Below are 14723 nucleotides of genomic sequence, written 5' to 3'. Positions count from 1 at the left end.
GGCTGCTGGCGATCTTGCTCCTGTAGCTCTTACCGCTCCTGCTATTAACGGTTAATCATAATCTGAGATCCGCTCTTGACGGTTTTCTATAAATAGAAGACGCTCTCCCGAAAGGGAGGGCGTTTTTGCATTGGGTTAATTGCTACGTTAAGCAGTGCAAAAATGACCTTTATAGTTGAGAACTTAGGAAATAATTATCAAAAAGTAAATTTTACGGGTAATAATTGCTAGCAGCGCAGATAATTGCCTCAAAGCTCAAGTTCAAGGAGAAGCCAAGAATGATTTTACACCGTGGGCGTAGGGTAGTAGCCGCCTTGTTGCTGTCGGTAGTACTACTGACAACAGCTTGTAGCCCAAAAACACCTGGACGTTTTGACCAGGTGCAAAAAGAAAGCACTCAACAAAAAAAGGGTCAATCAGTCGCTAAGACTGCAACTCAAGGTAGCGAATTTAATCAGCTTTTCCCTGATGCAGGTGATGGCTACCAGCGCGTCTATACCCAAGAGAAAAAAGGCTTTGCGGAAGCGAAGTTGAAAAAAGGCGGTAAAGATATAGCATTGCTGTCTATTTCTGATACTACTAGTACACCTAATGCAGTAGCAAAGTTCTCGAAAAGCACCAAAAAAATTGGCGGTTATCCCGCAATAGAAGTTGGTAAGACGCAAACTGCAATTTTAGTAGGTAAGTACCAAGTAAAAGCACTTTCTCGCGATCCGTCATTTACAGCTAGCGATCGCGCAGATTGGTTAGAGAAGTTTAATCTTAATCGTTTAGCTAATCTGAAATGATTTGTAACTACGAACATTTAGATAACAAAACCTAAATCAGGAGATTTTTGTGAGCAAATCAATTTTTGAGTTGGTCGATCGATTACCAACTAGCGGCTTGACTGTTTCTCTGTTAAAGTCCCTCGATTTTGCCGCTCCTGGTGAGTGGCAAAATACCGTCGGCTTTGTCAACACTATTAAGAAAGTCACCGGCGAAGACGACGAAGATTTAATTCAGCAAATTGGCGAAAGAGCGATTTATCTATTCAACGATAAATCCCAAGGATACCAAACAGCCTTATGGTTATATCAAACTGTTGATGGTACAGATAAAGCGCTTGGTGCAGCAGCTTTAGCCAACAAAGTCGGCGAAAAAATTCCTTTGTTGGGTTTTTTAAACTCTGTCACTCCCAAACCGGATAAAGCCCAAACTATCGATCTAACATTAAAATTAGTGGCTGAGTTAGTAGCCTTCTGTCAAATTAACGGCATTCCTGGAGACAGTATTGGAGATTTTGTCGCTTCTTTAGGTGAGTATAGTAGTGAGTCATTGATCCGCATGGTAGCATTAGTTTGCGTTGATGGTTTGATACCTTTGGGCCCAGATTTTATCAGCAAAGCGATATCTGGTCTGAATCAAACAAATCCACAGGAGTTAGAAAAAAACTCGACTTTCCAAAACATCAAAGATGTGATTCCAGGTAACAATTCTGCTGGAAAACTCAACTTTATCGGCGAAAGCTTTGACTCAGTTAAAGGTTGGATGAGTGAGCTAGTTAGCGCCAATAATTTAACGCCACAAAAGGTTGTCCACAACTTGCAAAGTTTTACCGATATTGCTGATGACAAGTTAGATTACCTGGCGGCGTTCCTGGATGTAGCAACAAATTATTACGAACACACAGGTACGCAAACTTTAGCACATCGCTTGATTGAACGCGCGGTAGCTGAGATTTAGCTTGATTGGGGGAGTGGGGACTAGGAATAAAATAAGTTTTTTCCCATGCCCCATGCCCCATGCCCATTATTATGGTAAATGCAAATCTGCTGCGATCGCATATAAGTAAGGTTGAAAAATAGCCAGGTTTTCTAGTTTATCAAACTTCCCTGTTTGCGTACCTATGTCAAATGCAGTAGTAATTACGTAAAGTTTACTGCCATCAAAGGCAACATGACCGATATGTTGCTCTTGTACTCCACCTTGTTGCTTAAGTCCGACGAACCCATAACGGATTCCCTGAAGCTTACCAAGGGGTACTGGTTGCAGTGGGTAGGCTGAGAAAATAATCTCTTTTCCATATTCACCCTGACGATCTTTGACAAACGCAGCGTAGTGGTCTATAATCCAAGTCTTAAGTACTGGTAATAACTGGGTTTGGTACTTGGAACTTTGGTAGTCTATTAGAGAAGCAGTTGGAATACCAGCTGCTAAGAGTTTCTTTCGGAAATCTTCATTATTTGCTAGTGGGTAAATGTTAATCTCAACTGTACCCAAACGTGTTCCTTTGGAAGAGACACACAACAGGGGTGCATTTCCTTCACAGGGAGCAACTTGCCAGTTAGTTGGAGCAGCAGCATTTCCCAGAATTTTCTGCCAGATATTTCCCTGATTAGAGTTGGGAAATTTTGTAACGGTAGAAGTTTTTACTATTTTGGGTGAAGAAAATTGGGGTAAAACAAATTTGGCTCCCACCGATATTGACACCAGTAAAATAGATCCTAGTAATAAATGATAAAGTCGTAACATTTTGCTGAAAATCCAGAGCCAAGGATTGCAGACTAAGTAAGTAATTTGTAATTCGTAATTCCTAATTAGTTCAGTTCCGCAAATGGAACTCAATAAACTATAAACTATAGCGCTTGTTTATGGGATGAGGTACAAGGTAGGGCGCACAGGGGTGCATTAAACACACGGCTATTTGACTTAATATAGATAAACTTCTCTAAATGAGAATATATATTGTCGGCTGTAAAAATGGAAAGGACAGAAGTTAAGTTTACCCTGCTTCTGTCCCATTTAGGATTAGTTATCGTTCACAAAGTTAAGCAAGTGGCTATGCAGGCACCATTTCCTTTTGATATCTCATCCAATGGCGATGTTGCGCGATCGCACTGATAAAATCATCAGCTACAGACTTCAAGTCAGATTCACTAGAAGTCACCACACCCATTTCAGAGCGCGCGCCATCTTGCGACAACTTCACGCCCTCAATATTAGCCATCGATAGTAGTTCAACCCCTTCGCCGGTCGCGGCGATCGCTTTACAGTGTTTGAATGCCTCGTTGATAAAGTGAATCGCTTCTCCCTGTTGCTTGAGCATCTTGATGCTCTGCGCTCCACCAGGTACATACACCGCATCAAACATCACAGAAGCAGCTGTCACAAAGGTCATCTCAACCGGGATTTCCTGACCATCATCGCCTTTGATTTTACCGCCATGAGTCGCAACAATTTTCGCATGAGCGCCCTGTTGCATTAATGCCTGCTGGAGTGTGCCCAGCTCCTGAGCATTTACACCATCCGCCGCTAAAATTGCAATCTTGCGACTCTTAATCGTTTTTTCTGGCATCTTTTCCAACATAGTTTGGATACTGAGCGCCGGAGATTTCTGCCCATGATTTGGTTTGACTTCTGTAGGAGCAGGTAAGCCCAGTCCCTCAGCAATGCGAGTTACCAGTTGATGATCGACAGAGTTAAATAACTCTAGCATCCGCTCTTTGATGGCGGGGTTCATCACTTTGCCCAGCTCAAAATGTGCAGCTTTGACTAAGTGTTCTTTCTCAGTCTCAGACAAACTGTTCCAGAATAAAGTTGCCTGACTGAAGTGGTCTTGGAAACTAGGGCTGCGTTCTCGGATTTTATTACCTTCCATCCGCTCTTTATAGCTGACAAAGCCGCCGAGATTTTCCGGAGTTGTCATCGGGCAACCATTACCGAGGGAATTGGGGTAGTAGTTCACCTTTGAAGTGGGAATGTTGTACTGCATAACGCCGTCCCGTTGGTTATTATGGAACGGACAAACGGGGCGATTAATCGGTAAATCGGTATAATTTGCGCTTCCCAAACGGTGTACTTGCGTATCAGCGTAGGAGAAGATCCGACCTTGCAGCAGTGGGTCATCCGAGAAGTCGATGCCCGGTACAATATTGGCAGGTTGAAAAGCAACTTGTTCTGTTTCGGCAAAGTAATTGTCTGGGTTGCGGTTGAGTACCATCTTGCCAATTGGCTTCACCGGAACCAGTTCTTCGGGAATCAGCTTGGTGGAATCAAGGATATCAAAATCAAACTTAAATTCGTCCTCTTCCTCGATAATCTGCACACCAAGTTCAAATTCAGGATAGTCGCCCATTTCGATCGCGTCCCCTAAATCGCGGCGATGAAAATCAGGGTCTTTTCCGCCTGCTTTCTGCGCCTCATCCCACACTATTGAATGAACGCCTAGAATCGGCTTCCAGTGAAATTTCACAAACCTGGCTTTGCCTTGTTCGTTGACAAAGCGGAAAGTGTGAATACCAAACCCTTGCATCATCCGGTAACTTCTGGGAAGGGTGCGATCAGACAGTATCCACATAATCATGTGCATTGATTCCGGCATCAGCGAGATGAAGTCCCAGAAGTTATCATGAGCAGTTCCCGCTTGGGGTATCTCGTTGTGCGGTTCGGGTTTCACGGCATGAATCAAGTCAGGAAACTTGATGGCATCTTGGATAAAAAACACCGGAATATTGTTGCCGACTATATCGTAGTTGCCATCTTCTGTGTAGAACCTCACAGCAAATCCGCGTACATCGCGCGCCGTATCAGCTGAACCCCGGAACCCGGCAACCGTGGAAAATCGAACGAAGACCGGAGTTTTAACGGAGGGATCTTGGAGAAATTTTGCCTTTGTATACTCTGCCAGGGATTCATAAGGCTGGAAGTACCCATGAACACCTGCTCCTCGCGCATGAACCACCCGCTCTGGAATGCGCTCTCGGTCAAAGTGTGCTAGTTTCTCGCGGAAGTGAAAGTCTTCTATCAATGTGGGGCCACGCGATCCAGCTTTGAGCGAATCATTTGTGTTGTTAACCGGAATTCCTTGATTAGTGGTCAGATATTCTCCGGCTTCTTGACGAAAGGAGTCTAGAGCCTTCTGTTTGCTTTGCTCGTTGATCGGATTGTGTTCACTCATAATTAGATGCTTTCTAGTGCTATTCAACAGTTTAATTAATTAGCGTGGCTTATGGATTTGGTTTAGCCCTAGACAGGGCGATCGCAATGGCTACTTGCGCTGTCTTTGCCAACCTCAAACCATACTGCAAAGCCAAAACTTGGCGATCGCAATGGCTACTTGCGCTGTCTGATTTACTAGCTTTTAGTAGTGTTACTCATAAATCCAGAGCGCAGTCCGGCTGCTGCTTCCTTAACCGCCTGCTTCGCTTTATCTACCACTGCTCCGGTGCCAAAGAATTCATGAGTCACGCCGTTATAGTTGGTTGCCTTTACAGAGGAACCCGCCTCACGTAAACGCTTGGCATAGGCTTCTCCTTCACTACGCAGTGGGTCAATTTCTGCCGTAATTACGGTTGCAGGTGGCAAACCGCGCAGATTTTCTGCTCGCAGTGGTGAAGCATAGGGATTACTCCCATCAGATTCACTGTTTAGATATTGCCTCCAGAACCACATCATCATCGCTTTGTTAAGAGGTTTGGCGTTAGCATTCTCCTGGTAGGAGGGTGTGTCAAAAGCGTAATTGGTTACGGGGTAGATTAGCATCTGATGTACAGGTATCTTGCCGCCTCTGTCACGCGCCATTAAGCAGGTGACAGCTGCCAAGTTGCCACCTGCGCTCTCGCCGCCGACTGCAACCCGCTTGGGGTCGCCGTTAATTCGGGCAGCATTCGCCATAACCCATTGAGTTGCTGCATAAGCATCTTCCACCGCTGCCGGAAATTTATGTTCTGTGGCTTGGCGATAGGCGACAGATACAACCATGCAGTTAGCTGCATTAGTCAAAGCGCGGCACGATGAATCATAGGTATCTAAATTGGCGATTACCCAACCGCCACCGTGGAAGTAGACCAGCACGGGGAAGGGCCCTTTTCCCTTTGGTAGATAAATACGCGCTAGAAGATCGCCCCCCGGCCCTGGTATAAGTTGATGATTCACATCCCCGACCATTTCCACCGCAGATTTGCGACGTTTAGCAAGCACGCCCATAACTGCATCTGCTACAGTCGGGTTATTGCGAGCATTCATGGGCGACAATTTCTCAATGGGCGGTGCGTTAAAAGAGGCAAGTTCATCTAACACAGCTTTCATCTGAGCATCAGGTGTGGATACAGCCCCTGCTGACGTTGCCAGAAGTGGGCTACCTAATGCGATCGCTACCACACCCGATCCTGCCAGGGTGGCAAACTCTCTTCTCGATATTTTCTGATTCACAAACTCCTCCAAAAAGCATCACAGCAGAAGTTCAACCTAAGTCTGACTAGGTTTTCCATCCAATTTGACGCGACGCCGAATAGCCCGTCGTAGACATCGCTAACGACATCATTTATCTTAAGCACTGGATTATTAGCCTGTTATAAGTGGCTCAGATCGCAGTAAGCTTACTTCTGGATGGCATTGAAGAGACTTACTTAACCTTATTAAAGTATTTCATCAGTATTAATCTTAAAAAGCTAGAAACTAATCTTGCCTCTAGCATTGGTTAGTAATACTTAAGTTCTTGTAATGGAATAAACTACTGCTAAATGCAGATGTGATTTTGAATACAAAAAAGTTAAGCAAAGCGTTTACATTCAAGCAAGGTGGTATTTGCTCTGTTTTGGCTGCTGTTTAACATAATAATCCTTACGCAATTGAAAATAGGTACGGCTAATAGCGCTGAAAGTCAATACAGCGCTACTACGAACAGTGTTATTTATTCATGTATGCCTAATTACTTGTGGCTTGCCTAAAAATATGGTAATAATAAAGAGATGCTGGCTGGATATTAAATCGAAGAGCAAATTTGCTTGGACTTTTTAATTGAAGCGAGAACGTTGTTGACGACGTTGCTTGTGCCTAGCAATTGCTTTACGCTTCTCTTTTTCTATCGGCGTTTCAAAGTGACGCTTTTTTCTCATATCTTGGAAAATTCCTGCTTTAGAAACTTCCCGCTTAAATCTTCTCAAAGCTGATTCAATACCTTCATTCTCCCCTAAAACTACTTGTGTCATTCTCATTCCTCCTTAATTTGGATGAATAGTTCAAGACTAGATACCAAATAAAATATTCCAGCAGAATTGAGCCTTTGGCTTTATCTGCTGGAGACTCTAAATGTGAAATTCTCAGGAATTGACTTAGTAGCGATTATTGTTGCGGCGGGCATTATTACCGCCACCCCAGCTACCGCGAGAGGAGCTGCTTCTTTCCTCACGAGGTTTAGCTTTGTTCACTTTCAAATCACGTCCCATCCACTCAGCACCATCAAGTGCATCAATGGCAGCTTGTTCTTGTGTGTCTGATTCCATTTCTACAAAAGCGAACCCACGCGGCCGGCCTGTTTCCCGATCTGTGGGTAGTTGAACACGATTTACTGTTCCGTATTCTGCAAAAGCCTGCTTTAGGTCATCTTCTGTAACCTGATAGGACAGGTTTCCGACGTAAATTGACATAGAAATCTCCGAATTCAGGGAGTGTAGAGAGTTAAATTCGGAGAGACGGTTTTTAGAAATCAAAACGAGTTACTCAACCGAAAATAATCTTTATGTCCATGAGTGTAGCACAGCATTCAGCCTTTGAATATTGTCTGATAGTGAATTTTATTCACAAATCAAAGCTTTAAGGACGGTTTGCGGACTTTCTAAAGACTGGCTTTTGTTGCTTGTACTTGTACTATAAAAGTTACACTTTTAATAGGAGATCGTAATTAACTCGCGATCGCCTCGATATTTAGTGTTTTTAAAATTAAGCTGTGAACTAAGAGATAAACATTATTAGCGCATGACTAATAAGGGCAATCATACCATGATTAACTGTCTTAAAAATAAATTAAACCAAATTAAAAAATATTCATCCTCAAGTGCCCCATTAGCTATGCTCAAACTGGGATAGAATACCTTCTGCTTGCTTACATAGTACTTCGTGATATTCACCATTACTAGCAAGCAAACCTCCCCATTGATTGATATCACCAGTGTTATACTGCAACGGAGTGCCGTCGAAGTGAGTAAATTTACCACCAGCTTCTGTTAAAATCAATTCTGGAGCAGCTATATCCCAGTCTTTGGGCGCAGACTTACCGGAAAGTGAAATGTAGATATCTGCCTGTTGCTCGACAATGGTGGCAATTTTACAGCCTACACTACCCACAGATTTCTGGTTTTGACAGGGTAAATTTTGTAGTAAGCGATCTAACCGTTGGTTGCGGTGAGAGCGACTAACGACTAAGGTTAAATCTTCAACTCGTTTACCTGCTGATACTTGTAAAGGAACAGATCCGTTACGGGTTTCTACAAATGTACCCCCGCCTTTGGTAGCGTAATATAACTTTTGAGCCTCTGGTACTGCCACCACTGCCAACACTGGGCGTGTTTCCTTAACTAAAGCAATGTGAACTGCATAGTCGCCAGTTTTTTCGATAAAGTCTCGTGTGCCATCTAAAGGATCAATTATCCATACCCAGGGTGCAGAAGACTGTGTACCTGTACTTGGCGATTGATAAGTTTCTTCGCTGATGTAAGTAAAATCTTCGTTACCTAAAGTTGCTTGTAGCCTCTGCAAAATGTATTGACTCACAGCTACATCGGCAACAGTGACAGGCTCATTCTGCTTATATTGGACTTCTAAGTTAGGGTCTTTTGCTGTGCCGTGGTAATACGATCGCAGTATATCTGCTGCGCCCCAACCTACCTCACGAGCGATCGCTAATATTTCTTGTAAATCTTTCATTAATTTGACCTGAATTAAAAATATGTATAACGTGGTTCGGGAGGCACAGTGATACTTAGTTTAACGAATTACGAATTACGAATTATTTTAAATTCATCCAGCACCGAGTACCAAAAAATTTACAGGAATCAGTAGCAATATTAGCTGCCAGTGCCAGTGCATCAGTAAAGTTTTGCCTTAAAATGTAATGACAGAAAGCACCGTGGAAAATATCTCCAGCCCCTAACGTATCAACTGCTTGAATCTGCGGCACATCTACGATACCAGTTTTAGTGCCACTCAAGTATTCAATTGGTTCTTGCCCGTGGGTAATGGCAATGTGAGGAATATCAAATCCACTGAGATAGCTAAAAACGTCTTCTCCAGTCTGGCAGTTGGGAGGATAAAAGTTAGCTGAACAGATAGCGTAATCGACAAATGACAGAATTTGCTCAAATCCAGGCTTCCAACTACCAGCATCGATCGCTACTGGGATGTTATTGGCTTTAGCCATTTGAACTATGGAATCACCAACCGCCATCTGATGTCCATCAATCAGTACGATATCGACATTTTGCAAAATATCTGGCGGGATAGATGCGCTGCTAGCTTGAGTTTTGACAGCATTGATCGAAACCACAGCGCGTTCACCTGTGGCTTGAGTGACAACAATCGAAGATACAGGCGGTACTAAATCAGTGGTAGGCTCAAGGTCTGCGATCGCAACTTTGTAATTTGCCAAGTCACCTCGAATTAGCTGCGTCATTGGGTGAGAACCCAACACACCCAAGATTGTAGCTTGATTACCTAAATGGCTAAAAGTTATAGCCGCGTTGGTTGCCGGGCCCCCTGCCGCTACAGTATAGTCAGTAGCGACAATCTTCTGATTATTCTTAGGGGCAGAGTCAGCAAGGTAAATCAAATCTAAAGTTACTAAACCTACAAATAATCCACGATTCATCTGCTCTTTCGTTCAAAATTCAATTCTGAATTCTGGCTCCTGACTCCTGAATTCTTTCTTGGTAAATGGGTATGGCTCTTGGCGACTGACAACATCGATTGCTGTCTTCAACCAATCAATATAAGTCTCTTCTCTGCGGATTACCAACTCCAGCACCAGCCTTTGCATCACCTGCTTGCGGTTGGCAGATTCATCACCGAGTGATGGCAAATCGATGGTTTCACATTCAGTCAGTTTTTTGCTTCGAGCCGCCAATTGTTGCTCCAGTAAGTGAATGATAGTTTCATTCGACAACTGATCTGCAAAATGCAACTGGACGAGTAAAGGTTCTCTTAAAGTCGGTAAGGGCTGATGAATCCCTAGCCATCGGCTAAATTCGGCTTTCCCTAGCTCCGTCACACTGTAGACTTTGCGGTTGGGGCGATCGTGTTGAATCTCAATGTTACAGGTAATCCAGCCTTGCTCAACTAGCTTATCGAGAGTTCTGTAAATTTGTGCCTGATCTGCTGGCCATAAATGGGCAATGCATTGATCGAAGCAGCTCGTTTTGAGGTCGTAGCCCGTCATTTCTTGCTGCTGAAGAAGACCTAAAATTACATTTGCTAGCGACATGAAGATGGTTTTCCCATAATTGATATTTTCTCGCTCAGTACTATGTACTTCTCACTAATTTTATGCTAATATATGATTAATCAAATATAAGATATAACGGTTATAAAAAAATATGTTAATTATAATGCTTCTTAGCAAGGAAACCAAATACATAAAAAACTCCATTCACAAGGGCATGGGGAAGAGTTACCAACTCCCTTCAGGAGTGCTGTTTACGGATAGCTAGGGTTTAGCCAGTGCTGAGTAGGGAAGAAGAAGGGAATTAGGTAACAGGTTACAGGGTACATATTATTCCCTATCACTTGTTACCTATCTCCTATCACTTCTCGCCCAATGACGCCAGTTGTTTCTCCCAAGGGGAGACGCTGCGCGTAGCTTGCTTCCCCGAAGGGGATACAAGTCGGGCATTGCCCGCCCAACGCACTGGCTCCCCAATGCCCAATTCTCAATGCTTAGAAATTATTTAAGCCATTGAAGACTATTGTAACAAGAGGATAAGTAACATTGACTTCTAACACACTTACACAAAGAATACGTCAGCATCAATATCTGCGTGATTTACGAAACAAATTACTTTACCTTCACAAGATGTTGCTGGAGACAGAACGCATTGCCTACGAACAGATTAGTGGACGAGTATCAAGTGGAGAACTTCTTCAGCTAGTCATCGCTCACGAACAATTTGCTTGGCTACATCGGATTTCTGAGATGGTTGTGCAAGTTGATGAAATGCTCCAAGCAGATGAACCGATATTGCTGGAGGATTTCCAAAAATTGATTGCTGATGTCCGTACACTCATTGTACCGTTAGAGACGGGCAATACCTTCGAGAGAAAGTATTACAACGCTCTCCAGCGCGAACCTGGTGCTGTGTTGGCACATGCAGAGATATCCAAATTTCTCACGTCTAAGGTTTAAGTAGTAGGGGCACGGCATACCCATTGGTGTAAACTTAACGCTAAACCCGCTTGGTGACAACGTTTTGCCCTCACCCCCAGCCCCTCTCCGCAAGTGAGAGGGAAGCTAGACATTCAATTCCCCTTCTCCCTTGGGAGAAGGGGTTAGGGGATGAGGGCGTCAGGGATTTGCAAAACGCCTGTCCGATATAGTTTTCGGCTTAAGTTGATACCAATGGGCATACCGTGCCCCTACGTTCGCAAAGCGTCCCGCAGGGATGGGATGTTTTTTTAACTGGAAGTCCCTAAAGGTAAGATTTTTATAAGCGATCGCTAATTTACCCAAACAGTGCTGAGTAAAAAAGTAACAATCGTACTCAGTACTCATCAACTAACTGCTATCAAAGGCTGAGGTCTTTCAGCTTTATGCCATACCGATTGACCAAATAATTACTAATTCGTAATTCGTAATTCCTAATTAAAAGAGGTTCAAGCTTTCACCATAATCTCTGCTGAAGGGTGGTCAACAAGACAGTGGAGAGTTCAAGCCCCAAAGGAATTGCAACTACGAATTACGAATTATCAACTACGAATTATGTTGACCTGTCAGCAGTTCTACAACATATAATTAATGACTAATGACCCATTTGCACCAGTTATTGGACAACAGCAAGCTATAGAATTACTTACTCAAGCTGTTAGACAAAACCGGGTTCCTCCAGCTTATTTATTTGTGGGGCCAGATGGTGTAGGCAGGAGTTTAGCAGCCAGATGCTTTGTGGAATTGCTATTTTCTAGTGGGATGGGAGTTACTGCATCTTTACAAAACCGTTTGCGTCAGGGGAACCACCCAGCTTTGTTGTGGGTGCAACCAACATACCAATACCAGGGACAACGATTAACAGCAACAGAAGCAGCCGAGAAAGGACTCAAGCGTAAAGCACCTCCGGTAATTCGACTAGAGCAAATTCGGGAAATTACCGAGTTTCTGAGTCGTCCGCCCTTGGAAGCGCCGAGAAATGTGGTAGTGCTGGAAGAAGCTCAAACAATGGCAGAAGCCGCAGCTAATGCTTTACTTAAAACTTTGGAAGAACCGGGACAGGCGACATTAATTTTAATTGCACCTACACCTGAATCTGTGTTGCCGACTTTGGTATCACGCTGTCAACGCATTCCTTTTTATCGCTTAGATGCACAGTCTTTAGCTGTTGTACTCACACAAACAGGTCATCAGGAAATTTTGTCAAATCAGGCAGTATTGAGCATAGCATCTGGTAGTGCTGGAAGTGCGATCGCATCTTATGAGCAATTACAAGCTATTCCCGATAAATTACTTGAAGACTTGAAAAAAGCGCCTAAATCTTACCGTAACGCCTTAGAGTTAGCTAAGACAATTGATAAGGATTTAGATACAGAAGCACAACTGTGGTTAGTTGATTATCTTCAGCAATTCTACTGGCAGCAGTGGCATCAACCTAGTATTATTAACCAGCTGGAAGAATCTCGAAAACACTTGCTTTCTTATGCTCAACCACGACTAGTTTGGGAATGTCTGCTTTTATCTGTGTATCAAAAATCAAATTCCATTTCCCCAACTCATCGCTGAGTGCGATTGCATTTCTATACTTCCTCATCAAAGCCTCAGTACAATATTTGATTAATTCGTAGCAAAATAAATTAAGCAAAACTCTACGTTACTTTGCGTCCCTCTGCGTTTCAAAACATTACAATGTCTTGTTCAATCTCTATCGTCAAGTTCATAGCCAGTGAAGGTATTGTAATAAAAGCGATTCCTGGATAAAACAAAAAGTTTATATGACCTCAGTTTTTCCTCACAAAAAAGCCAGAGCCTTAAAACCTACCAGCCGCCGCCCTGCGAAAGAACTCTGTAGCGAGTGCGGACTATGTGATACATACTATATTCACTATGTCAAGGAAGCCTGCGCTTTTATTAATCAGCAAATAGGCGAACTTGAAGAAGAAACACACACGCGATCGCGCCATCTCGAAAACCCCGATGAACTCTACTTTGGTGTTCATCAAGACATGATAGCAGCGAAGAAACATCAGCCCATCGAAGGCGCACAATGGACGGGTATTGTTAGTAGCATTGCTATTGAAATGCTTAATCGCGGCTTAGTTGAAGGTGTAGTCTGCGTGCAAAACACCAAAGAAGACCGCTTTCAACCCATGCCCGTCATCGCCCGTACTCCAGAAGAAATACTAGCAGCACGAGTAAATAAACCAACCCTTTCTCCGAACCTTTCCATATTAGAACAGGTGGAAAAATCCGGGATGAAGCGGCTGTTGGTAATTGGTGTTGGTTGCCAAATCCAGGCATTACGAGCCGTAGAAAAACAACTTGGTTTAGAAAAGCTGTATGTTTTGGGTACGCCCTGCGTAGATAACGTTAACCGCGCTGGACTGCAAAAATTCTTAGAAACCACCAGCCGTTCGCCTGATACAGTTGTGCATTACGAATTCATGCAAGACTTCCGGGTTCATTTCAAACATGAAGATGGCTCATCAGAAACCGTGCCTTTCTTTGGCTTGAAGACCAACAAACTCAAAGATGTCTTTGCCCCATCTTGTATGAGTTGCTTTGATTACGTCAACTCCCTAGCCGACTTAGTTGTTGGCTACATGGGCGCACCCTTCGGTTGGCAATGGATTGTAGTTAGAAATGACACTGGTAAAGAAATGCTGGATTTAGTGAAAGACCAGTTAGACACCCAACCAGTAACGTCTAAAGGCAACCGGAAAGAAGCCGTACAGCAAAGTATTCCCGCTTATGATAAAGGCGTTACTCTCCCGATGTGGGCAGCAAAACTGATGGGTGTGGTAATCGAAAAAATCGGCCCCAAGGGCCTAGAATATGCACGATTTTCCATTGATTCTCACTTTACTCGGAATTATTTATATGTGAAGCGAAATCATCCAGAGAAATTAGAAGCGCACGTTCCAGAGTTTGCCAAACGTATTGTTGGGCAATATAAATTACCAGAATAGAAGAGGGACTGGGGCATTGGGCATTGGGCATTGGGAAGAGACAGGGAAGACAAGGGAGAGGGGGAAGACAAGGAAAAAACTTGTTTAATAATTCTCCCTTGTCCCCTTTTCCCCACCCTCCATTCCCCATTTCTCCTTACTGCTGACTCAACTCGATAATATTCCCATCAGGGTCTTGAGTGAACAGGGCAGCGCGACCGGAGGCGCTGGCTTGAATGGGATAATTATGATTGAGGAATTCTTGTTTGGCGGCGTCTAAGTCAGCTACTGTGAAGGCGACGTGGGGATTACGTCCCCATTTTTCGTTTGGGTTTTCCGTGGGGACAGTGGTTGCAACTATCAGGTGAATTTGATAGTCGCCGACTTGATACCATGCACCAGGATAGTTTAGGGAACGATCTATTTTAGATAATCCCAATACTTTCTCATAAAAATGTTCAGAGCGTTCTAAGTCAGTCACAAGAATCGCTGTATGGAGACTTTGGGTAATCTGCATTGTCGGTAAGATGCGATCGCGTTTATTTAGATTTTGACGTAGTTTGAACTCTTCCGGTGAGTGAGGCAGGAGGAGAAGAATTAAT

Annotated in this window: 15 protein-coding genes; 5 read left to right on the top strand and 10 right to left on the bottom strand. The window is 43.6% G+C overall.

Features of this window, described 5'->3' with window-relative positions; translation table 11 throughout:
• Positions 1-278: 278 nt before the first annotated feature.
• Both ACFE93_RS05850 and ACFE93_RS05845 read left to right on the top strand, forming a co-directional pair.
• The gene (locus ACFE93_RS05850) at positions 279-788 is read left to right on the top strand and encodes a hypothetical protein (protein ID WP_375472424.1); all 510 of its coding nucleotides are present in this window, start codon (positions 279-281) and stop codon (positions 786-788) included.
• Between the two features lie 49 nt (positions 789-837).
• Positions 838-1725 carry a hypothetical protein gene (locus ACFE93_RS05845; RefSeq protein ID WP_375472423.1) on the top strand — a complete coding sequence of 296 codons (888 nt, stop codon included), beginning with the start codon at positions 838-840 and terminating at the stop codon, positions 1723-1725.
• A gap of 69 nt (positions 1726-1794) precedes the next feature.
• Here the strand turns inward: ACFE93_RS05845 and ACFE93_RS05840 are convergent, their stop codons facing one another.
• The 8 genes from ACFE93_RS05840 to ACFE93_RS05805 all read right to left on the bottom strand — a co-directional run bounded on the left by ACFE93_RS05840 (position 1795) and on the right by ACFE93_RS05805 (position 10237).
• Entirely contained in the window at positions 1795-2514 is a 720-nt protein-coding gene (locus tag ACFE93_RS05840) for a hypothetical protein (protein ID WP_375472422.1), read from the bottom strand.
• A 307-nt stretch (positions 2515-2821) separates the two neighbouring features.
• The gene (locus tag ACFE93_RS05835; RefSeq protein ID WP_375472421.1) at positions 2822-4939 is read right to left on the bottom strand and encodes a catalase; all 2118 of its coding nucleotides are present in this window, start codon (positions 4937-4939) and stop codon (positions 2822-2824) included.
• A 176-nt stretch (positions 4940-5115) separates the two neighbouring features.
• Positions 5116-6192 (bottom strand): alpha/beta hydrolase, encoded by a 1077-nt coding sequence (locus ACFE93_RS05830; RefSeq protein WP_375472420.1) that lies wholly within the window; start codon positions 6190-6192, stop codon positions 5116-5118.
• A 584-nt stretch (positions 6193-6776) separates the two neighbouring features.
• Complete coding sequence (rpsU, locus tag ACFE93_RS05825; RefSeq protein ID WP_069073011.1) at positions 6777-6971, bottom strand: 30S ribosomal protein S21; 195 nt, start codon at positions 6969-6971, stop codon at positions 6777-6779.
• A gap of 123 nt (positions 6972-7094) precedes the next feature.
• Positions 7095-7409, bottom strand: coding sequence for an RNA recognition motif domain-containing protein (locus tag ACFE93_RS05820; protein ID WP_375472419.1), 315 nt, complete (start codon positions 7407-7409; stop codon positions 7095-7097).
• Between the two features lie 415 nt (positions 7410-7824).
• Complete coding sequence (locus ACFE93_RS05815; protein ID WP_375472418.1) at positions 7825-8685, bottom strand: 3'(2'),5'-bisphosphate nucleotidase CysQ; 861 nt, start codon at positions 8683-8685, stop codon at positions 7825-7827.
• Between the two features lie 82 nt (positions 8686-8767).
• On the bottom strand, positions 8768-9625 hold the full coding sequence (locus ACFE93_RS05810) for a sugar kinase (RefSeq protein WP_375472417.1): 858 nt from the start codon (positions 9623-9625) through the stop codon (positions 8768-8770).
• Between the two features lie 12 nt (positions 9626-9637).
• The gene (locus tag ACFE93_RS05805; protein ID WP_375472416.1) at positions 9638-10237 is read right to left on the bottom strand and encodes a PadR family transcriptional regulator; all 600 of its coding nucleotides are present in this window, start codon (positions 10235-10237) and stop codon (positions 9638-9640) included.
• Between the two features lie 504 nt (positions 10238-10741).
• Here ACFE93_RS05805 and ACFE93_RS05800 point away from each other — a divergent pair.
• Positions 10742-11155 (top strand): hypothetical protein, encoded by a 414-nt coding sequence (locus ACFE93_RS05800; protein WP_375472415.1) that lies wholly within the window; start codon positions 10742-10744, stop codon positions 11153-11155.
• A 159-nt stretch (positions 11156-11314) separates the two neighbouring features.
• On the opposite strand, the gene ACFE93_RS05795 is transcribed toward ACFE93_RS05800, so the two are convergent.
• Positions 11315-11521, bottom strand: coding sequence for a hypothetical protein (locus ACFE93_RS05795; protein ID WP_375472414.1), 207 nt, complete (start codon positions 11519-11521; stop codon positions 11315-11317).
• A 243-nt stretch (positions 11522-11764) separates the two neighbouring features.
• Between ACFE93_RS05795 and ACFE93_RS05790 the strand changes: the two genes are divergently transcribed.
• Together ACFE93_RS05790 and ACFE93_RS05785 are read left to right on the top strand one after the other, a co-directional pair.
• Positions 11765-12739: a DNA polymerase III subunit delta' gene (locus ACFE93_RS05790; protein WP_375472413.1), complete on the top strand. Its 975-nt coding sequence runs from the start codon at positions 11765-11767 to the stop codon at positions 12737-12739.
• A gap of 209 nt (positions 12740-12948) precedes the next feature.
• Positions 12949-14142 (top strand): Coenzyme F420 hydrogenase/dehydrogenase, beta subunit C-terminal domain, encoded by a 1194-nt coding sequence (locus ACFE93_RS05785; protein ID WP_375472412.1) that lies wholly within the window; start codon positions 12949-12951, stop codon positions 14140-14142.
• Positions 14143-14278: 136 nt separating this feature from the next.
• Here the strand turns inward: ACFE93_RS05785 and ACFE93_RS05780 are convergent, their stop codons facing one another.
• Entirely contained in the window at positions 14279-14638 is a 360-nt protein-coding gene (locus tag ACFE93_RS05780) for a VOC family protein (protein ID WP_104905986.1), read from the bottom strand.
• Positions 14639-14723: the final 85 nt, after the last annotated feature.

The organism is uncultured Nostoc sp., from assembly GCF_964247315.1.
Lineage (GTDB): Bacteria > Cyanobacteriota > Cyanobacteriia > Cyanobacteriales > Nostocaceae > Nostoc.
Note: the sequence above shows the minus strand (reverse complement) of the source record. Positions and strands in the feature narration are given on the sequence as shown.